General features: G+C 72.6%; 20 protein-coding genes. 11 read left to right on the top strand and 9 right to left on the bottom strand.

Features of this window, described 5'->3' with window-relative positions; translation table 11 throughout:
- The first annotated feature begins 47 nt into the window (after positions 1-47).
- From FRAEUI1C_RS08910 to FRAEUI1C_RS08900, 3 genes are all read left to right on the top strand, one after another.
- Positions 48-482 carry a rubrerythrin family protein gene (locus FRAEUI1C_RS08910; RefSeq protein ID WP_013422967.1) on the top strand — a complete coding sequence of 145 codons (435 nt, stop codon included), beginning with the start codon at positions 48-50 and terminating at the stop codon, positions 480-482.
- 247 nt (positions 483-729) lie between these two features.
- A complete protein-coding gene (locus FRAEUI1C_RS08905; RefSeq protein ID WP_013422966.1) occupies positions 730-1,323 on the top strand; it encodes a DUF3501 family protein in 594 nt (197 codons plus the stop codon).
- A 50-nt stretch (positions 1,324-1,373) separates the two neighbouring features.
- On the top strand, positions 1,374-1,769 hold the full coding sequence (locus FRAEUI1C_RS08900; protein ID WP_013422965.1) for a type II toxin-antitoxin system PemK/MazF family toxin: 396 nt from the start codon (positions 1,374-1,376) through the stop codon (positions 1,767-1,769).
- Positions 1,770-1,886: 117 nt separating this feature from the next.
- On the opposite strand, the gene FRAEUI1C_RS08895 is transcribed toward FRAEUI1C_RS08900, so the two are convergent.
- Genes FRAEUI1C_RS08895 through ctaC form a run of 3 tightly spaced genes read right to left on the bottom strand, consistent with a single transcriptional unit; the run spans position 1,887 to position 4,827 of the window.
- Positions 1,887-2,288 carry a cytochrome c oxidase subunit 4 gene (locus tag FRAEUI1C_RS08895; protein WP_013422964.1) on the bottom strand — a complete coding sequence of 134 codons (402 nt, stop codon included), beginning with the start codon at positions 2,286-2,288 and terminating at the stop codon, positions 1,887-1,889.
- Positions 2,285-4,000: an aa3-type cytochrome oxidase subunit I gene (ctaD, locus tag FRAEUI1C_RS08890; RefSeq protein ID WP_013422963.1), complete on the bottom strand. Its 1,716-nt coding sequence runs from the start codon at positions 3,998-4,000 to the stop codon at positions 2,285-2,287. The genes FRAEUI1C_RS08895 and ctaD overlap by 4 nt, the downstream gene beginning before the upstream one ends.
- Entirely contained in the window at positions 3,997-4,827 is an 831-nt protein-coding gene (gene ctaC, locus FRAEUI1C_RS08885; protein WP_049806855.1) for an aa3-type cytochrome oxidase subunit II, read from the bottom strand. The genes ctaD and ctaC overlap by 4 nt, the downstream gene beginning before the upstream one ends.
- 356 nt (positions 4,828-5,183) lie before the next feature.
- Between ctaC and FRAEUI1C_RS08880 the strand changes: the two genes are divergently transcribed.
- Complete coding sequence (locus tag FRAEUI1C_RS08880) at positions 5,184-6,332, top strand: cysteine desulfurase family protein (RefSeq protein WP_013422961.1); 1,149 nt, start codon at positions 5,184-5,186, stop codon at positions 6,330-6,332.
- The gene (locus FRAEUI1C_RS08875) at positions 6,329-6,571 is read left to right on the top strand and encodes a sulfurtransferase TusA family protein (RefSeq protein ID WP_013422960.1); all 243 of its coding nucleotides are present in this window, start codon (positions 6,329-6,331) and stop codon (positions 6,569-6,571) included. Before FRAEUI1C_RS08880 ends, FRAEUI1C_RS08875 begins: the two co-directional genes overlap by 4 nt.
- Before the next feature lie 116 nt (positions 6,572-6,687).
- Here the strand turns inward: FRAEUI1C_RS08875 and FRAEUI1C_RS08870 are convergent, their stop codons facing one another.
- Both FRAEUI1C_RS08870 and erpA read right to left on the bottom strand, forming a co-directional pair.
- A complete protein-coding gene (locus tag FRAEUI1C_RS08870) occupies positions 6,688-7,671 on the bottom strand; it encodes a carbohydrate kinase family protein (RefSeq protein WP_013422959.1) in 984 nt (327 codons plus the stop codon).
- 306 nt (positions 7,672-7,977) lie between these two features.
- On the bottom strand, positions 7,978-8,343 hold the full coding sequence (gene erpA, locus FRAEUI1C_RS08865) for an iron-sulfur cluster insertion protein ErpA (RefSeq protein WP_013422958.1): 366 nt from the start codon (positions 8,341-8,343) through the stop codon (positions 7,978-7,980).
- A gap of 502 nt (positions 8,344-8,845) precedes the next feature.
- Here erpA and FRAEUI1C_RS08860 point away from each other — a divergent pair.
- From FRAEUI1C_RS08860 to FRAEUI1C_RS08845, 4 genes are all read left to right on the top strand, one after another.
- On the top strand, positions 8,846-9,322 hold the full coding sequence (locus FRAEUI1C_RS08860) for an Ig-like domain repeat protein (protein WP_013422957.1): 477 nt from the start codon (positions 8,846-8,848) through the stop codon (positions 9,320-9,322).
- 221 nt (positions 9,323-9,543) lie between these two features.
- On the top strand, positions 9,544-10,734 hold the full coding sequence (gene nadA / locus FRAEUI1C_RS08855; RefSeq protein WP_013422956.1) for a quinolinate synthase NadA: 1,191 nt from the start codon (positions 9,544-9,546) through the stop codon (positions 10,732-10,734).
- On the top strand, positions 10,734-11,345 hold the full coding sequence (locus tag FRAEUI1C_RS08850) for a DUF3043 domain-containing protein (RefSeq protein WP_013422955.1): 612 nt from the start codon (positions 10,734-10,736) through the stop codon (positions 11,343-11,345). The genes nadA and FRAEUI1C_RS08850 overlap by 1 nt, the downstream gene beginning before the upstream one ends.
- 113 nt (positions 11,346-11,458) lie before the next feature.
- A complete protein-coding gene (locus FRAEUI1C_RS08845; protein ID WP_013422954.1) occupies positions 11,459-12,421 on the top strand; it encodes an aldo/keto reductase family protein in 963 nt (320 codons plus the stop codon).
- A 46-nt stretch (positions 12,422-12,467) separates the two neighbouring features.
- Here FRAEUI1C_RS08845 and FRAEUI1C_RS08840 read toward each other — a convergent pair whose 3' ends face one another.
- The 3 genes from FRAEUI1C_RS08840 to FRAEUI1C_RS08830 all read right to left on the bottom strand — a co-directional run bounded on the left by FRAEUI1C_RS08840 (position 12,468) and on the right by FRAEUI1C_RS08830 (position 13,936).
- The gene (locus FRAEUI1C_RS08840) at positions 12,468-13,046 is read right to left on the bottom strand and encodes a TetR family transcriptional regulator (protein ID WP_013422953.1); all 579 of its coding nucleotides are present in this window, start codon (positions 13,044-13,046) and stop codon (positions 12,468-12,470) included.
- A complete protein-coding gene (locus FRAEUI1C_RS08835) occupies positions 13,043-13,537 on the bottom strand; it encodes a nitroreductase/quinone reductase family protein (RefSeq protein WP_013422952.1) in 495 nt (164 codons plus the stop codon). Before FRAEUI1C_RS08835 ends, FRAEUI1C_RS08840 begins: the two co-directional genes overlap by 4 nt.
- 186 nt (positions 13,538-13,723) lie before the next feature.
- Positions 13,724-13,936: a hypothetical protein gene (locus FRAEUI1C_RS08830; RefSeq protein WP_013422951.1), complete on the bottom strand. Its 213-nt coding sequence runs from the start codon at positions 13,934-13,936 to the stop codon at positions 13,724-13,726.
- Between the two features lie 243 nt (positions 13,937-14,179).
- On the opposite strand from FRAEUI1C_RS08830, the gene FRAEUI1C_RS40150 reads away from it, so the two are divergent.
- The gene (locus FRAEUI1C_RS40150; RefSeq protein WP_013422950.1) at positions 14,180-14,332 is read left to right on the top strand and encodes a hypothetical protein; all 153 of its coding nucleotides are present in this window, start codon (positions 14,180-14,182) and stop codon (positions 14,330-14,332) included.
- A gap of 158 nt (positions 14,333-14,490) precedes the next feature.
- Complete coding sequence (locus tag FRAEUI1C_RS08820; protein ID WP_013422949.1) at positions 14,491-14,913, top strand: hypothetical protein; 423 nt, start codon at positions 14,491-14,493, stop codon at positions 14,911-14,913.
- Here the strand turns inward: FRAEUI1C_RS08820 and FRAEUI1C_RS08815 are convergent.
- Positions 14,886-19,109: a DUF4062 domain-containing protein gene (locus FRAEUI1C_RS08815; RefSeq protein WP_013422948.1), complete on the bottom strand. Its 4,224-nt coding sequence runs from the start codon at positions 19,107-19,109 to the stop codon at positions 14,886-14,888. The genes FRAEUI1C_RS08820 and FRAEUI1C_RS08815 overlap by 28 nt on opposite strands.
- Between the last annotated feature and the right edge of the window lie 102 nt (positions 19,110-19,211).

Below are 19,211 nucleotides of genomic sequence, written 5' to 3'. Positions count from 1 at the left end.
CCGTGGGCCCCACCGGGCGCAACGCCCAACTCGACCAAGGAGCATGCATGCCCAAGCTCGAAGGCACCAAGACCCACACGAACCTCAAGGAGGCCTTCGCCGGCGAGAGCCAGGCCAACCGCCGCTACCTGTACTTCGCGCGCCGCGCCGACATCGAGGGCCTGACCGACGCCTCCTCGCTGTTCCGTGACACCGCGGAGGGCGAGACCGGCCACGCCTTCGGCCACATGGACTTCCTGGCCGAGGTCGGCGACCCGGCGACCGACCAGCCGGTCGGCAGCACCGCCAAGAACCTGGCCTCCGCCGTCGCCGGTGAGACCTACGAGTTCACCGCGATGTACCCGGGCTTCGCCAAGGACGCCCGCGAGGAGGGCTTCGAGGAGATCGCCGACTGGTTCGCGACGCTGGCCCGGGCCGAGAAGACCCACGCCGGCCGGTTCCAGAAGGCCCTGGACGCCGTCCTCGCCGACGCCGACGCCTGAGTCGGTCTCCTCGGCTGACGGCACCACCAGCCGACACCGGCGCACCAGCCGGTCGGCACAGCAACCCACTCGGGCCGGGGCATCTCGGACCCGGCGACCTCGTTCGGTCGCCGGCGTCCGGAGCCCCGGCCCGCGCCTTTCCCGGCACCGCGGCTAGACGGCCGCGGCGGCTGGGCAGGAACAGGCCTGGGCGAGAGGCCTTCCGCCTGGGACGCTGGACCGAATCACCTGAACCAGGGGGTTATCGATGACGCTGACCGTCCAGGACATCACGACCGACCACCAGGCGTACGCGGCCGGGCGCGCCGAGACACGCAAGCGCATGATCCCGGTCCGGGCCGAGCGGCGCGTCCGGGTCGGCGACATCCTCGTCTTCGAGTTCGAGAACCAGGCGACGCTGCAGTACCAGGTGCAGGAGATGGTCTACACCGAGCGGCTGTCCGACCCGTCCGACGTCGAGCACGAGATCGAGGTCTACGGCCGGCTGATGCCGACCAGCCACTCGCTGACCGCCACGATGTTCGTCGAGCTCAAGGGCACCGACTCGGTCCGCGAGGAACTGCGGCACCTGGCCGGCCTGCAGAACGCGCTCTCGCTGGAGATCGACGGTGAGACCGTCGCCGCCGAGGAGATCCGCGGCCCTGACGAGGACCTGAGTGTCCCGAGCGAGACCGTCTCGGTACACATGTTCCGGTTCCCGCTGAACGACGAGCAGCGGGACAGGTTCCGTGACCCCGCGGTCACCGTCGAGCTGGCCGTCGACCACGAGGCCTACAGCGACTCGACCCCCATCGAGGGTGCCACCCGCCGGTCGCTCATCGCCGACCTCACCCTGCGCTGAGCGCACCCGCGGCGCCCCCGCCCCGGCCCGTCACCGCTACGCTCGATGCCATGATCGGGGACTTGCGGGACGAGATCGTGTACGAGCCCGAGCGGGACGGGAAGCCCGACCCGGGCGAGGTGGTGTGGGCGTGGGTGCCGTTCGAGGAGGACGCGAGCCAGGGCAAGGACCGGCCGGTCCTGCTGATCGGCGTCCGGGGCGACCGGCTGCTCGGCCTGATGCTGACCAGCAAGGACCACGACCGGGACGCCGAGCAGGAGGCGCGCCACGGCCGGCACTGGATGGACGTCGGCACCGGCGGCTGGGACCGGGAGGGACGGCCGAGCGAGGTCCGGCTCGACCGGCTGCTCGTCCTCGACCCGGACCGGGTGCGCCGCGAGGGCTCCGCGCTGCGGCCCGCGGTGTTCGAGCAGGTCGTCGAGGCGGCACTGCGCTTCCAGGACTGAGGGCTTCCAGGACTGAGCCCCGCTTGGAGAACTGAGACAGCCCGGCAGAAAAGGCGTGGCCGGGTGGTACGGGATTCCCGTACCACCCGGCCACGCCTTCGTCGTGCGGGGCCCGTCCTAGTCCTCCGGGACCGGCGGGTGAATGAAGTTCTCGAAGACCAGGCAGGTCGCGAAGAACACGGTCATCAGGCCGCCGATGAAGCACAGCCAGATGCCGAAGATGAACCCCGAGACCAGGACCGTGGCGCTGGCCGCGATGAAGAACGGGTAGTAGCTGCCCGGGGTGAAGTGCCCGAGCTCGCCCGCGCCGTCCGCGACCTCGGCGTTCGAGAGGTCCGACGGGCGCATCCCGATCCGCTTCCCGGTGAACAGCAGGTAGAAGCCCACCAGGAAGCCCATGCCGGCGGTCAGGGCCAGCGCGGCCGTGCCCGTCGGGTCCTTCGAGTAGATCCAGTAGATGACGTCGACGATCACGGCGAAGACGCCGATGATGCTGAAGACGTACCCCTCGACTCTCATGTCGCGGCCCCCTTGGCGCTGACGAGCTCTCCAGCGGCGCGCTGCCGTTCGAGGGCCTCCGCCGCGATCGCCGGGTAGTGCAGGTCGAACGCCGGGCGCTCGGAGCGGATACGCGGCAGTGAGAGGAAGTTGTGCCGCGGCGGCGGGCAGGACGTCGCCCATTCGAGCGAGTTGCCGAAGCCCCACGGGTCGTCGACCTGGACGATCTTGCCGTGCTTGTACGAGTGCCACAGGTTCCACATGAACGGCAGCGTGGAGAGCGCCAGGAAGAAGGCACCGGCCGTCGAGACCGTGTTCAGGGTGGTGAACCCGTCGCTCGGGCTGTAGTCGGCGTACCGGCGCGGCATGCCCTTGATGCCCAGCCAGTGCTGCACCAGGAACGTCAGATGGAACCCGAAGAACAGCGTCCAGAAGTGGATCTTGCCGATCCGCTCGTCCATCAGCCGCCCGGTGACCTTCGGGAACCAGAAGTAGACGCCGGCATAGGCGGCGAACACGACCGACCCGAACACCACGTAGTGGAAGTGGGCGACGACGAAGTAGCTGTCGGAGACGTGGAAGTCGATCGGGGGGCTGGCCAGCAGGACGCCGGTCAGGCCGCCGAACAGGAACGTCACCAGGAAGCCGAGGCTGAACAGCATCGGCGTCTCGAAGGTGAGCGAGCCCCGCCACAGCGTGCCGATCCAGTTGAAGAACTTCACACCCGTCGGCACCGCGATGAGGAACGACAGGAACGCGAAGAACGGCAGCAGGACAGCGCCGGTGACGAACATGTGGTGCGCCCAGACCGAGATCGACAGGGCGCCGATGCCGATGGTGGCGAACACCAGGCCCTTGTAGCCGAACAGCGGTTTACGGGAGAAGACCGGCAGCACCTCGGTGATGATCCCGAAGAACGGCAGGGCGATGATGTAGACCTCTGGATGGCCGAAGAACCAGAACAGGTGCTGCCAGAGGATCGCGCCGCCGTTGGCCGGGTCGAAGATGTGCGCGCCGAACCGGCGGTCGGCCTCCAGCGCGAACAGCGCGGCGGCCAGCGGCGGGAAGGCCACCAGCACGAGGATCGACGTCACCAGGAAGTTCCAGCAGAAGATCGGCAGCCGGAACATCGTCATACCCGGGGCCCGCAGGCACAGGATCGTGGTGATCATGTTGACACCACCGAGGATGGTGCCCATTCCCGAGGTGGCCAGGCCCAGCACCCACAGGTCGCCGCCGACGCCTGGCGAGTAGGTGGCGTTCGACAGCGGCGCGTACGCGAACCAGCCGAAGGCCGCCGCGCCGTCCGGCGTCAGGAAGCCCGCGACGACCGTCAGGCTGCCGAACAGGAACAGCCAGTACGACAGCGCGTTCAGCCGCGGGAACGCGACGTCCGGCGAGCCGATCTGCAGCGGGATCAGGTAGTTCGCGAAGGCGAAGGCCAGCGGCGTCGCGAACATCAGCAGCATCAGCGTGCCGTGGATCGTGAACAGCTGGTCGTACTGCTCGTTCGAGAAGAACTGCAGGCCCGGCCGGGCGAGCTCGGCCCGCATCATCAGGGCGAGGATGCCGGCGAAGGCGAAGAACGCGAACGACGTCAGGAAGTACATGACGGCGATGTCCTTGTGGGACGTCGTCCGCAGGTAGCCCAGGAGCGTGTTCATCGCCTTGGGCGGCTCGTGGTGCGCCGGGGGCTCCGCGTGCCCGACCGGCGGCTCGTGGACAAGTGTCACTGTCCGCTCCCGGTGGTGGTGCCGGCGGTGAGCGCGGGCGCACCGGCGGCCGTGGCGGTGGCCGTCTCACGCTCGCTGATGAACTTGTCGTACTCGGCGGCCGGGACGACCTTCACGTAGAAGTCCATCTGGTCGTGGCCCTGGCCGCACAGCTCGGCGCACCGTCCGATGAAGGTGCCGGTCTTGTCCGGCGTCACCTCGAACTGGTTGATGCGGCCCGGGATGACGTCCCGCTTGAACAGGAACTCGGGCACCCAGAACGAGTGGATGACGTCCGGCGACGTGAGCACGAACCGCACGGTCCGGCCCTCGGGGATCTCCAGCACCGCGGGGACGCCGGGCTGGCCGGTCACCTCGACGAGGTTGCCGCCGTTCTTGCCGGTGTCCATGTAGCGGAACTGCCAGTTCCACCGGAAGCCCACCACGTTGACGGTGACGTCCGGGTTCTTCGACAGATGGTCGATCTTGGTCTCGTCCCGGGCGGTGTAGTAGAACAGCCCGACGGCGACCACGAACGGCACGATCGTGTACAGGACCTCGACGGGGAGGTTGTACCGGACCTGCCGCGGCAGCGCCTCGGACCGCTTCCGGAACGCGATGATCGCGTAGAAGATCAGGCCCCAGACGATCACGCCGACGGTGAGCGCCGCGATCGCCGAGCCCTGCCACAGGTTCAGAATGCGGTGGCTCTGCACGGTCGCGCCGCCGGGGAAGCCGAATCTCGGCTCCTGACAGGCGGACGCGGCCAATGCCAGCACACTCAGCCCGACACCCAGCCGGATGCCGCGCCGGGTACGACCGCCGCGCACGGTACGACCGCCGTGCACGGTACGACCATGCGCGCCACCCGCCGGCCGGGTCCGACCGAAGGAACTCCTCACCAGGTCCTGCCTCCCACGACTACGCCCAACCCGGGACACACGACTGGGTCACCTGGGCGAACGCACGGTCTTCGACACGCTGTAGTTGCTGCGACGGGAGCGTATCCCAGCGGACGTCACGGTTCTCGCCAGAGGCCCTCCAGCGCCAGGGTTCACACCCTTCGATCCCGCAGCCGAAAGCACAGCGTTACCGACTATGACGATCTGTCGCGAAATCGGGGCGTTCAACCGGCCGCCCGCGTTCCGGGTGGGTCCGCCGAGACGGGCGCGGCGTGTCGTCGTGCCGGCGTAGCGTCGTCGGCGTGTCGGCCTATCTCGACCACGCGTCGACGACCCCGCTACACCCGGCCGCGCGGGCCGCGCTGCTCGCCGCGCTCGACGACGGCTGGGCCGACCCGGCCCGGCTCTACCGGGAGGGCCGCCGCGCCCGGATGCTGCTGGACGCGGCCCGGGAGACCGTCGCCGGAGTGCTCGGCGCCAGGGCCGACGAGGTCTCCTTCTGCGCCAGCGGAACTGTAGCCGCCCACCAGGCCGTGCTGGGCACCGCCGCGGGACGTCGCCGGGCCGGTGACCTGGTGCTGGTCAGCGCGGTCGAGCACTCCAGCGTGCTGCACGCGGCCGACCGCCATGAGCGGTCCGGCGGCCGGGTCCGGCAGCTCCCGGTCGACGCCCTGGGCCGGGTGGACCCGGCCGGCTGCGCTCCCCCGCCGGGCACCGCCCTGGTCTCGGTGCAGCACGCCAACCACGAGGTCGGCACGGTGCAGCCGGTGGCCGCGGTGGCCGAGATCACACACGCGGCCGGGGTGCCGCTGCACACGGACGCCGCGATGACCGTCGGGCGTATCCCGGTCGACGTCGGCGCGCTCGGGGCCGACCTGCTGACCGCGAGCGCGCACAAGTTCGGCGGCCCGGCCGGCGTCGGGATCCTCGTGGTGCGCGCGGGCACCCGCTGGGCGAACCCGATGCCCGCCGACGAGCGCGAGCTCGGCCGCGCGGCCGGCTTCCCGAATCTGCCGGCGGTCGTCGCGGCGGCGACCGCGCTGCACGCCCGCTCCGGCGAGCTGGCCGCCGAGCGGGTCCGGCTGGGCGCGCTGACCGCCGAGCTGCGCGCCCGGCTCCCCGCGGTGGTCGACGACGTGGAGCTGCTCGGCGACCCGGACCCGGCCGGCCGGCTGCCGCACCTGGTCGCGTTCTCCTGCCTGTACGTGGCGGGCGAGGCCCTGCTCGGCGAGCTCGACCGGGCCGGGATCGCGGTGAGCAGCGGCTCGAGCTGCACGTCGGACGCGCTGACGCCCAGCCACGTGCTGGTGGCGATGGGCGCGCTGACGCACGGCAACGTCCGGGTCTCGTTCGGCCGGGACTCGTCGGCCGCCGACCTGGCCGCACTGCTCGACGTGCTGCCCGGCGCCGTCGCCGGCATCCGCGAGCGGGCCGGAGCGGTGGGCCTGTGAGCGACGAGCCGGATCTGGTCGTGGACGCGCTGGGGCGGCACTGCCCGCTGCCGATCATCGACCTGGCGAAGCGGTTCGCTGACGCGCCGGTCGGCGGGACGGTGGAGCTGCTGGCCGACGACCCGGCCGCGCCGGCCGACGTGGCCGCCTGGTGCCGCCTACGCAAGCAGCAGCTCCTGGGCGCCCGCGACCTGCCCACCGGCACCGGCCAGGCGTTCCTGATCCGCCGAACGCACTAGCCGGAGCCGGCCGCCGACGGCACCTTGGTGCCCGTGATCGCCGTTTTGGCCCTCGGGCGGTCGTGGAAACGCCCAGGTCACGACCCCGTCAGGGCCAAAACGACGACCACAGCCGGCTACACGCCGGGGAGGTAGTCCTTGATCTCGGCGGCGGCGTCGGCGCCGTAGGCCTCGGTGAAGCGCTTGAGCAGCTCGGCCTGGTCGGCCTCGTACTCCTGCGGGCCGACCGTCTCCAGCACCAGCGTCGCCAGCAGGCAGCCGAGCTGGGCCGACCGCTCCAGCGTGAGGTCCCACGACCGGCCGGCGAAGAACCCGGCGCGGAACGCGTCGCCGACGCCGGTCGGGTCCGGGGTGTCCCGGGCCGGGACGACCGGGATCTGGATCGACGTGCCGTCCTTCGCCGACTCGATCCGAACGCCGTCGGCGCCATGGGTCGTGATCCGGATGCCGACGTGGGCGAGCACCTCGGCGTCCGACCAGCCGGTCTTCTGCTCCAGCAGCGCCTTCTCGTACTCGTTGCACAGCAGGTAGGCGGCGCCGTCGACGAGCTGGCGAGCGGCGTCGCCGTCGAGCCGGGCGAGCTGCTGGGACGGGTCGGCGGCGAAGGGGTAGTCGCGCTGGCGGCACTCGTCGGTGTGCCGGGCCATCGCCTCGGGGTCGTTCGGGCTGATGATCACGAGGTCCAGGCCGCCGAACCGGTCCGCGACCGGGGCGAGCTCGATGTGGCGGGCCTCGGACATCGCGCCCGGGTAGAACGAGGCGATCTGGCACAGGTCGTCGTCGGTGGTGCAGACGAACCGGGCGGTGTGCGCCAGGTCGCTGACCCGCACCGAAGCGGTGTCGACGCCGTGCCGGTCGAGCCAGGAGCGGTAGTCGGCGAAGTCCTCGCCGACGGCCCCGACCAGGACCGGGTGCAGCCCGAGCCGGCCGAGACCGTAGCTGATGTTGGCCGCGACGCCGCCGCGCCGGATGACCAGCTCGTCAACGAGGAAGGACAGCGAGACCCGCTCGAGCTGTTCGGCGATCAGCTGATCGGCGAACCGCCCGGGGAAGCGCATGAGGTGATCGGTCGCGATGGACCCGGTGACGGCAATACGCACGATGCCCAAGCCTAACCGCCGCACTGATCATCAGCACCAGCGCCCCACCAATCGACCGATCGCCGAACCGACACCGTCCCGACTGCCAGACACGCGACGAGGGCCCGGCGCCACGGGAATGATTCCCGTCACACCGAGCCCTCGCAGGCACAACGATCGCTCTACCGGACACCAGGTTTCGGTGGCCGCCCAGTACGTCGCGCGAAGCGCGACACCAGGGTCCGGGGTCGCCCCCGGAGCAGATATCTGAGGCGGCTCACCCGGGAAGCTGCCCGAAGGGCAGCGAACAGGGTGAGCCGAGCAGGATCAGTGGAAGCTGTCGCCGCAGGCGCAGGAGCCCTGCGCGTTGGGGTTGTCGATCGTGAAGCCCTGCTTCTCGATCGTGTCGACGAAGTCGATGGTGGCCCCACCCAGGTACGGGGAGCTCATCCGGTCGACGGCGACCTTGACGCCGGAGAAGTCCAGCACGGTGTCGCCGTCGAGCTGACGCTCGTCGAAGAACAGCTGGTAGCGCATGCCGGAGCAGCCACCGGGCTGGACGGCGATGCGCAGGGCCAGATCGTCGCGGCCCTCCTGCTCGAGCAGGGACTTCACCTTGCTAGCGGCCAGGTCGGTGAGGACGACCTGGCCGGGGCCGGTCTGGGTTTCCGTCGTCGTGTCCTGGACGGTCATAGGGGCTGCTCCTGCCCTTTCGGAAAGGTACCTACGGGGTGCGCCGCACGGGTTCCGCGCGACCCGAGCCGCGTCGGCGCCCTCCACGCGGCCCGGACGGCCCACGCGCGGCGGCGATGCCGGGCGTGTCCTGCCGGGAGGTGACGCACGTCTGGCGGCTGGTGCCACCAGCAGCGACAACAACGCCGGCCCGGTTCCGCTTCCCATCGTAGCCGCTCCCTCTCCGGTCCACCCGGGTCACGGCCGCATGCCGGCGCCGTACCCGGGGCCCCGGAGCCGCACCGGTTCCCTTCCCACTGGCGCGGACGCACGCAGGCACAGGCGCGACGTCCCGGCAGGCGATCCATCACCCAGTTGGCCCGAATCGCGCACACTGCGCCAAAAGGTGACACAGCGTCCAGGATCTGCCACTATCCCGGAACCTCGTCGCGGATATGCAATTTGCAGTGTGCGCGACGCGGCGGCCAGTTCACCCACGTTCGAGCCAGATGGGATATCCGCCATGCGCAGGCACCTGAGCTCCGCCGTGCCCGCTTCACTCGTGATGACCATGCTCGCGGCCTGCGGGTTCCTGCTCACGAGCTGCCATTCGCCCTACCTGCCAGGCGTCGGCGGCGGCCCGCATCCCACCGCATCCCCGAGCCACACCGTCACGCCGACGCCGGTCCGCAAGCCGGTGACCCTCAACTTCTACGCGGAGCCCAGCCTGGACCCGACCCCACCCGTCTGGTTCATCATCGAGACCGCGACGGACCACGTCGGGCAGCTGCCCGGCGAGCCCCACCCGACCGGCACGATGACCGTCGTCGCCGGTGGCGTGTCCTACGGGACGCAGGTCGTCAGCCTGCAGAACGACGTCGAGTACGGCGTCAACGTCCACGTGCCGCCCGGCAGGTACGACTTCGTCGTGGACTACAGCGGCGATGCGAACTACCTGCCGGCCCACAAGGCCTACATGACCATCCCGGTAGGCCCCTGAAGCACCTCGGCAGGCCCCTGAACCATCCCGGCGGGGCGCGCCGCGCGAGGCCCCGGCGCGCCCCGAGACGTCCGCCATGTGTCGCCACCGTGACTGTGAGACGAACCACGCATGGACCGCGAAGCGGTAGTTAGTGTCTCGCCGACCATTCGTGAGTTAAAGTCTCGACGACCATATGTGAGCCGACGCCTGGTTCGCGCCGGTCGACCGAGGGGGCTTCCATGACAACCAACCCCACGCTGGAGCGGATCGGCGTGACGCCGTCGCCGCTGGCGCTGTTGCTGCTCGGCCAGGGCACCGACGCGGACAGCGAGCGTGGCGTCGACTGCCCCGGCGCGCTTCCTGCCGCCGCCGATCCCGAGCTCGCCGGGCGGGCCGCGGCGGCGAAGGCGGCTCTGGGTGACAAGGTCTTCATCCTCGGTCACCACTACCAGCGCGACGACGTGATCGCGTTCGCGGATGTGACCGGCGACTCGTTCAAGCTCGCCCAGCAGGCAGCCGCCCGCCCCCAGGCCGAGCACATCGTCTTCTGCGGCGTGCACTTCATGGCCGAGAGCGCCGACATCCTCACCACGGCGACCCAGCACGTGGTGCTGCCGGACCTGGCGGCCGGCTGCTCGATGGCCGACATGGCCAGCGCCGAGCAGGTCGAGCAGGCCTGGGACGACCTGCTGGAGGCCGGGGTCGCCGAGGGCACGGTGCCGGTCACCTACATGAACTCCTCGGCCGCGATCAAGGCGTTCACCGGCCGCCACGACGGCACGGTCTGCACGTCGTCCAACGCCCAGCAGGCCCTGAACTGGGCGTTCGGGCCGGAGCGCCGCGGCGAGCGGGTGCTGTTCCTGCCCGACCAGCACCTGGGCCGCAACACCGCGATCGGCGAGCTGGGCATGACCGAGGCCGACTGCGTCGTCTACGACCCGCGTCGCAGGAACGGCGGCCTCACGGTCGACCAGCTGCGCGACGCGAAGATGATCCTCTGGAAGGGGCACTGCTCGGTGCACGGCCGGTTCAGCCGGGAGTGCGTCGACGAGGTGCGGGGCCGCGTACCCGGGGTAACTGTCCTGGTGCACCCCGAGTGCAAGCGGGAGGTGGTCACCGCCGCCGACCTGGTCGGGTCGACGGAGTACATCATCAAGGTGGTGGACGCGGCCCCGGCCGGCTCGGCGTTCGCGATCGGCACCGAGCTCAACCTCGTGCAGCGGCTCGCGAACCGTCATCCGGACAAGAACATCGTCTTCCTGGACCGGACGGTGTGCTTCTGCTCCACTATGAACCGCATCGACATGCCACACCTCGTGTGGGCGCTGGAGTCCCTCGTCCGCGGCGAGCCGGTCAACCGGATCACGGTCGCGCCGGACGTGGCTCACTACGCCCGAAAGGCTCTCGACCAGATGTTGGCGCTCCCCTAATGCCCTCGATCAACCTCAAGAAGCGGTCGCGCGACGTCGAGCCGGAACCGACCGAGCCCGACGTTGTCGACGAGCCCGTCGGCGCCGACGGTCGCACGACAGCCAAGAAGGGCCGGCCGACGCCGAAGCGCTCGCAGGCCCGGGCCACCCGTTCGACCGGCACCTTCGGGGCGCCGGCGACGACCAAGGAGGCCCGCGCCCGCGACCGCTCGGCGCGCCGCACTCTCGTCCAGGAGCAGCGCGCGGCGATGCGCGCGGGCGACCTGTCGAAGATGCCGCCCGGTGAGCGGGTGCCGGAGCGGGTACTCGCCCGCGACATCGTCGACAGCCGCTACAACGTCGGCCCGGTGTTCCTCGTCGTGATCGTCGTCTTCTACCTCGGGAGCTTCTTCCCGAGCGCGGCGGCGCACAAGGTCGTGCTCTACGTGATGCTGCTCGGCCTTTTCGCGATGATCGCCGACAGCTTCTACCTGTCGCAGAAGGTCGCCCGGGCCGTCGCCGAGGCGTACCCGGGCTCGCAGGTCAAGGTGAAGATGTACGCCGTGCGCCGGGCGATCGCCCCGCGCCGGTTCCGCATGCCCAAGGCCCGGGTCTCGCCCCGCTCCGGCTGACCGCTCTCGGGTCCTACGTCATGGCTGCCGGACGGGCGGAAGCCACGGCCACGGCGTAGGACCCGGCCGCGCTGCTCGGTTGAAGCGTGGCAACCGGGCCATAGGGTTGGACTGTGGAATATCGACGCCTTGGGCAGAGCGGCCTGACTGTCAGCCAGATCTCGTACGGGAACTGGATCACCCATGGTGACCAGATCGAGGCCGAGCAGGCGACCGCCTGTGTACGGGCCGCGTTCGACGCGGGAATCACCACCTTCGACACCGCCGACGTGTACGCCGGCGGGCGGGCGGAGAGCGTGCTCGGCGAGGCGCTCGCCGGCGTCCGGCGCGAGTCCTACGAGCTCGCGACCAAGGTCTTCTGGCCGACCGGCCCTGGCCAGAACGACAAGGGACTCGGTCGCAAGCACATCATCGAGTCGATGAACGCGTCGCTGAAGCGGCTGCGGACCGACTACGTCGACCTCTACCAGGCGCACCGCTACGACCCGACGGTGCCGCTGGAGGAGACGCTGCGGGCGTTCGACGACCTGGTCCGGGCCGGGAAGACGCTCTACGTCGGCGTCTCCGAATGGTCCGCCGACCAGATCGCCGACGCGGTGCGGCTGGCCGGCGAGCTGGGCCTGGACCGGATCATCTCCAACCAGCCGCAGTACAACATGCTGGTTCGCACGATCGAGGCGGACGTCGTGCCGACCTCGGCGAAGTCGGGCATCTCGCAGATCGTCTGGTCGCCGATCCTGCAGGGGGTGCTGACCGGCAAGTACCTGCCGGGCCAGCCGCCGCCGCCAGGCAGCAGGGCCACCGGCGCGACCGGCGCGACGTTCATCGGGCGGTGGCTGCGCGACGACGTGCTGACCGGCGTCCAGAACCTGAAGCCGATCGCCGCCGACGCGGGCCTCTCGCTGGCCCAGCTGGCGGTCGCCTGGGTGCTGCAGAACGACAACGTCGCGTCCGCGATCATCGGGGCGACGCGGCCCGAGCAGGTCCGCGAGAACGTCGAGGCGGCCGGCGTCACCCTCTCCCCCGAGATCCTGGCCCGCGTCGACGACGCCCTCGGCGCCGTCGTCGAGCGGTAGGCGCACCGGCCCGGGCGTTCACCCGGTGCCCCCGCGCCGCGTGGGGTCACCGGGTAAACGCCGCCGCCAGGGCCTGCCAGGTGGCGTCGAGGTCGGACGTGTCCGAGTAGGCCCGGTCCATCTCCAGGATCACCGCGCCGTGGGACGCGGCGAACAGCGCCTGGGCGACGTGCGGCTCGCCGGTGGCGCGGTAGAACGGCTCGCCGGACCACTCGTCGAGTCCTGCCGTGAGCAGGCCGCGGTCGATCCGGCCCGACGTCGCCAGCCGGTAGAGGTTGGCGTCGCCCAGCGCGACCCGCCGGTACTCGGCCAGCAGCGCGCCCACGACGGTGCCCGCCGCGGCCGCGTCGACGACGGCGTGCAGCGCGTCGCCGGTCTCGAACAGCGCCGCGTCGACGAGCGCGGCCTCCAGCGCCGGCTTCCCGGGCAGGTGCTTGTACAGCGACGCCGCCCGGATGCCCACCTGGTCGCCGACGCGGCGCATCGTGAGCGCCTCCGCGCCCTCGGCCGCGAGCAGAGCCCGCCCGGCGGCCAGGATCTCCCGGACCCGCGCGGACTGGGCGGGCGGCGCCGGCCGCGCCGCGAGCCGCGGCAGCGGCAGGGACGCCGGCTGCGGCCCGGTCACCCGATCTTCTCGAGGACGAAGGCCGGGTGACGCGGGGCGATCGCGGCGAGCTCCTCGTCCGTCGAGTCCGGGCCTACGCCGTCGAAGAACACGCCTACCTCCGCCTTCCAGCGCCGCAGGTAGGCCCGCAGCACCGGGACCTTCACGTCGTCGGCCAGCTCGGTGGCCCGGTAGTGCGAGCGCGAGCGGCCGAGCAGCAGGTCCAGCTCGCCGCCGGCGGCCCGCGCGTTGCGCACCCACTGGGAGTGGCCGCGCGGCGAGACCAGGTACTCGCGGCCGTCCAGCGTCAGCAGGTTGACCGGGGTGCGCCGGGGCTCCCCGCTGACCCGGCCGCGCACCTCCAGCACCCGGCTGCCGAGGACGCTGATGCCGGCGCGGGTGGCGAGGGCCACCAGCTGGTTGAAGACCTTCCGGGTGAAGACGCCCGGCTTCCGGTAGTGCGGCGCCTCGGCCGGCTCGGGCGTGGGCGAGGTGGCGGCGGTGTCGCTCATGGTGGGCTCCCTCGGTGGTTGCTAACAGCGTTAGCCATACTGTGGGCTAACGCCGTTAGCTTCGTCAAGGGGTCTGGCTAACTTTGTTAGCCGAGGCCGCCGGAGCACCCCGGCTCCCGCGCGCCAGCCGTCAGGTCGTCAGGTCGTCAGGTCGTCAGGTCGTCAGGTCGTCAGGTCGTCAGGTCGTCAGGTCGTCGGGCGGAGGCTCATCGGGCCGTAGATCTTCTTGCCCGCGTCGCACAGGGTCACCTGGGTGACGCCACCCTCCAGCAGCTCCGACCAGGCCTCACCGATCCAGGTCTCCGCGTCCCCCTGGCTGGGGAACGACTCCGAACCGGACGCCCCCGCCACCGTGACCACAGCGCCGTCGTCACCCTCGTACCGCCAGGTCCAGCTCACCGCGCGCCTCCTCCGCTCCACCGGCGGCCACCCGCCGCCTGCTCCATCCAACCCACATCGACCATCGGCACGCGAGGAACGCCGCCGGCCGGCAGGTCACCGGCCCACGAGCCCCGGCCGATGGCCAGGGGAACTGTCGTGATCTGCCCGGTCACCGGCAGATCGGTGCTGGAAGGCCACCGAACCGACCGATTGGCTACCGTAGGTTCGTCGCCGGCCCCAACACCCCGGAGGAAGATCCACGTGGTCACACTGCTCGCCGAGTCGGCGGCCTCGCACAGCGACGGGTTCGCCCCCTGGGTCGTGGCGATCCTCACCTTCGGCTCGATCATCGTGCTCGGCATCGTGCTCACCGCGATGACGCTGGCCGAGCGCAAGCGCCACCCGCACGGCTGAGCCCGGCCAGCCGCGCGCCTGAACCCCCGCGCGCCTGAACCCCCTGGGGCGGGTCCTATGGGCCTCACCCTGCCGGCTCGGTACGGCTCACCCGGAAGCCGGGTACATCAGGACCCATGAGGTGTCGGATTGGTCACAGTGGCCGGGCCTGGGCGCAGATGGGGGCACGGCTGCTCGCGGTACTGGCGGGACTCGACCTCGGGCTCGGCTGGGTTCCGGCCGACGGCGTCTCCCCCCGGCTGGCCGCCGCGGTCGCCGCTGTCGCGCTGCTCGTCGTCGTCACCGGGCGGCCCTGGGGCAGCTGGGCCCGTCCGAGGCGGTTGGCGGGCCACCTGGACGCCGCCTCCGCGCTGGCCCTCGGGACCACGGTCCTGGCCGGCGCCGGGGCGGCGTTCGCGCCGCCGGACTTCGGGCCCGACCCGGCCCGGACGGCCTGGCTCGTGGTCGCGGTGGCGGCCGGCGTCGCCATGCTCGGGCTGAGCCTCCCGCCCCGGCCGGCCGGGGCCCAGGCCGGCGGGCCTCGGCTCACCACGAGCCCGGGCCGCGGTGGCGATCAGTCCAGGACGAGGTCGTACAGGTAGAGCCCGCCGGACGCCGCGACGACCAGGCCGCGGGCGTCGGGCAGCCAGGCGCAGTCGCGGGCCGCCCCGTCGAAGCGCATCAGCGCGACGCACCGCCAGCCCGTGGTCTCCCAGACCCGGACGGAGCCGTCGCCGCCCGCGCTCGCGACGAACGCCCCGTCGGCGCTGACCGCCGCGGCGCGGACCGTGTGGCTGTGCCCGTCGAGAACCGGCCCGGCCCGCCAGCCGTCCGTCCACCACACCCGCACCGTGTGGTCGGAGCCGGCGGAGATCATGAACCGGCCGTCGGGCGCGGCGGCGAGGCCCAGCACCTCGTTCGTGTGCCCGGACAGCTCGGCCAGCGGCTCGAGGGTCGCGACGTCCCAGACCAGGATGTCGCGCTGACCCCCGCCGACGGCCACCCAGGAGCCGTCCGGCGCTACCACACACCCCCGGTGGGAATCCACGCCATGCTGGCCCGGCGCCGGCGGCTCGCCGTGTTCCAGCCCGCTCGCCGTGGCCGGGCCGCTCCGGTCACGGGCGACGAACGAGGCGAGCCACTCGCCGCTCTGGGTGTCCCACATCCGCGCGACGCCGTCCCGGCAGGCGCCCACCAGCCAGGAGCCGTCCGGTCCCACGGCGTAGCCACGCACCTCGCTCGGCGCGCTCAGCACCGCCCGGATGGTCCCGGTCGCCGGCTCCCACAGCCGCACCCCGCCGTCGCGGTCGGGTACGGCGACCCAGCTGTCGTCGGGCGCGACCGCGCTGCCACGGTTCGGGCTCAGCCGCTCCCCCACCAGCGCCGCGCCTGGCTCGCCGGTCGCCACGTCCCACTGGACCGCGGTCGAGTCCTCGGACACCGAGACGATCCAGCTCCCGTCGTGGCTGGCGACGCAGGCGCGCATCCCCTCGTCCCTGCCACCGGGGGCGACGTCGGCGTCCGCGGCCCGCACGTCCCAGATCCGCAGCACGCCGTGCCGGCCGGCCGAGACCAGCCAGGTCCCGTCGGCGGCCAACGCGCAGACGGCAGCCGTGCCGCTCGGCCCGACGAGCTGGTGGCGGGCGCCCGTCGCCGTCTCCCACAGCCGCACCATCCCGTCGGACGCCGTCGCGGCCAGCCAGGCACCGTCCGCGGACAGCGCGCAGCCGCTGGCCGGGCCCGTGGCGCCCAGGTCGTAGGAGGCGACGGCCAGCCCGGCCGCCGGATCCCAGCGGCGCGCGGTGCCGTCCTGGCCGACCGACGCGAGCCAGTGCGGCCCGGCGCAGGTCGCGAGCCGGCGCACCGGGCCACGGTGGCCGCTCAGCCGGCCGGCCGCGACGCCGTCGGCGGTGAACAGCCGGATCTGCCCGTCCTCGCAGGCCGCCGCCAGCAGCTGGCCGTCGGGGGCGATCGCGACGTCCCGCACGACCTGCGCCAACGTGATCATGGGCCCTGGGTCGCCCGTGGCCGCGTCCCAGTGCCGGACGGTGCCGTCGTCGCCGCAGGTGGCCAGCCAGTCCCCGGTCGGAGCGACAGCCACGCCGCGCACGCTGCCCACGTGCCCGCGCAGTTCCAGCCGGGCCGGCCCGCCGGTCGCCGCCCAGATCCGCGCCGTCCCGTCCTCGCTGCCGGAGACCAGCCAGCGGCCGTTCGGCGCGATCGCGCAGGCGCGCACGGCGGCGCCATGCCCGGCCAGCGTCGCGCGGGCGGCCCCGGTGTCGGCCTCCCAGAGCCGGACCGTGCCGTCGGAGCTGGCCGAGGCCAGCCAGTCGCCGGCCGGGGCGATCGCGCAGGCGTCGACCCAGGAGTGGTAGTGACCGGGCAGCACCCGGACCAGGCCCGGATGGGGCTGGTCCGGCAGGCTCCACCGGTTGGCCAGCCGCGGCCCCGTCACGGTGGCGGCGAACCGGGCCAGCGGCTCGGCCAGCGCGGGCAGGCCGTCAAGCCGGCTGAGCAGCACCGCGTCCAGCGCGTCCGGCGGCTCGGTAGGGCCGAACAGGTGCGCGGTCTGGCGCAGCATCCGGCGCAGCGCCCGTGGGGCCCGGTCGGCCGGCGCGAGCTCCCGGGCCAGCGCGAGGTCCGCGTCCAGGGCGACCAGTCCGAGGCCGGGCCGGCCCAGCTTGGCCGCCGTCCACCGCAGGTCCCGGACCAGCGCGAGCGCCTCGTCGGCCCGGCCGGCCCCGGCCAGATGCGCGGTCAGGTGCGTCCAGACGTAGCCAGCCCCGTCCGGCAGCCGCCACCACGCCGCCGCCCCGCCGGGCTCGACCGGCGAGGCGGCGGCGGCCGAGTCCGGGGGTACCGGGCCGAGGCCGTCGTCGAGGTCCTCGCCGTCCAGGCGCTGGCCGCCGGCGCCGGCCGCGCCGAGCAGCCGGGTGCGCAGCGCGTCGCAGAGCACCCCGTGCAGCTCGCGCAGCCGCTCCTCGCCGACGCGGACCCGCAGGTAGGAGCGCAGCACGTCCTGGAGCAGCAGAGCCGGCGGATGCCGGCGGTAGGCGAGCACCAGCGACAGGTCCGCGAGCTCCTGACACAGGTCGTCGACCTCGTCGGGGCTCAGGTCGCCCGTGGCGCCCCAGTAGGCCTCCAGCACGTAGCGCGGGATGTCGACGTCCTCCGGGAAGATCGCCAGCTCCAGGTACCGGTCGAGCTCGTCGCCGGTGAGCAGGCCGACGCTGGCCGACAGGGTCGCCTCGACCGCCTGGTTACGGTCCTCCAGCCGGGTGACGTCGAAGGCCGTCGGGCCGCGTCGGTCCAGCCGGCGCAGCACCCGGTCGGCGGCGCGGGCTGGCGGCACGCCGTCGCGCACCATCCGCACCAGTGCCCGGTTGACCAGCCGCAGCAGCACCGGCCAGCGGCCGGTCGCGTCGAGCAGCTGGCGCGTCCGGTCCAGCGGCAGCAGCCCGGCGACGGTGGCCGGCGTGTCGGCCGACACCGACCCGGCGTCGGCCGGCTCGGTCCGCGCGGCCGGCGGGCTCAACGCCCCGGCGCGGTCTGCGCGCACGGCCAGCGCCGAGCCGGGAGCGGCGAGGTCGAGGGTGAGCATCCGCTCGGCCTCGGCCTCGGCCATCGCCGCGACCTCGATCCGGTCGGACAGGGCGGCGTCCGACGGCAGGTCACGCATCCGGGTGGTGACCAGCCGGACGCAGCCCGGCCCACCCTGCAGGAACGGGGCGAGCTGGCCACGGACCCACACGTCGTCGACGACGAGCAGCCGCGGCGGCGAGCCGAGCAGCTCGCCGAGCCGGAAGCCGGCCTGCTCCGGGTCGGCCAGCGCCGGCCGGACGCCGGACAGGGCCTCACTCAGATCGTTGATCTTGTCGGCCAGGGTGGCGCCGCCGACCGACTCGCCCAGCGTCACCCACAGCACGCCGCCGGGGAACGCGTCGGCGATCTCCGGCCGCCGGCACACCTCCGCCGCGAGCGTCGTCTTCCCGAACCCGCCGACGCCGCGCAGCACGACGGCCGGCCGCGCCCCGCCCGGGCCGCGCGGCTCCAGCAGCCGGGAGAGCACCTGCTCGGTGAGCTCCGGGCGGGCGACCACCTTGCCGTGCCGGGACGGCACCATCCACGGGCGGCGAGCGCCGGTCCCCGCCGCCGCGGGCCCTGGCGCCTGGTCCGGCCCGCCGACCCCGACGACCAGCACGGTCGCGCCGCCGGGCCGAAGGAGGCTGTCGACCGGCCCGACGGCGGTCTCCGCCTGCTCGCGCTGGCGGTCGCGCAGCTTGACCAGGGCGTCCAGCACCGCGGTCTCCAGGTCCGCCGGCGAGCGGAAGGTCGTCGTGATGATGCCGGCGTCCCGCAGCTCGTCGCGGAACCCGCGCTGCCGGTCGCCGTACGCGAGGTCGGAGAACTCCTGGATCGGGACGACGGCGTCGTCGGCGAGCAGGAAGACCAGCCGCGGGATCCCGGCCTCGGTCGCGGCCTCGAACTCCAGCTCGGTGTAGGAGAGGTCGGGCTGCTCCCGGGTCGGCGAGCCGTAGCGGAAACCGATCAGGCCGACGTAGACGTCGCTCGCCCGCACCTGCGCGACGCAGAAGTCGGCCGGCGGCTCGTCGTGGGCGCCGAAGTAGGCCATGTCGACGGCGACGTCACCGGCCCGGGCCACCGCGCGCTCGGCGGCGGCGACGAACGACAGGTCCCTCGGGTACTGGCGCAGCTCACCCGTGTGGCTGAGAAAGACCCGACGGCGCTCGCCGACCCGCCATCGTTCCGGGGACGATCCCCACCGATCCGGCAACACACCCGAAAGCTACCGCTTCCGGCGCATGTCAACTGCGCTACGGCGCCGCGAGGCCGTTAGGTGCCCAGCTGGCTTTCCGGGTCTTTGCCAGGGCGGCCGGGC

This window comes from Pseudofrankia inefficax (genome assembly GCF_000166135.1).
In the GTDB taxonomy this organism is placed as follows: Bacteria; Actinomycetota; Actinomycetes; order Frankiales; family Frankiaceae; genus Pseudofrankia; species Pseudofrankia inefficax.
Note: the sequence above shows the minus strand (reverse complement) of the source record. Positions and strands in the feature narration are given on the sequence as shown.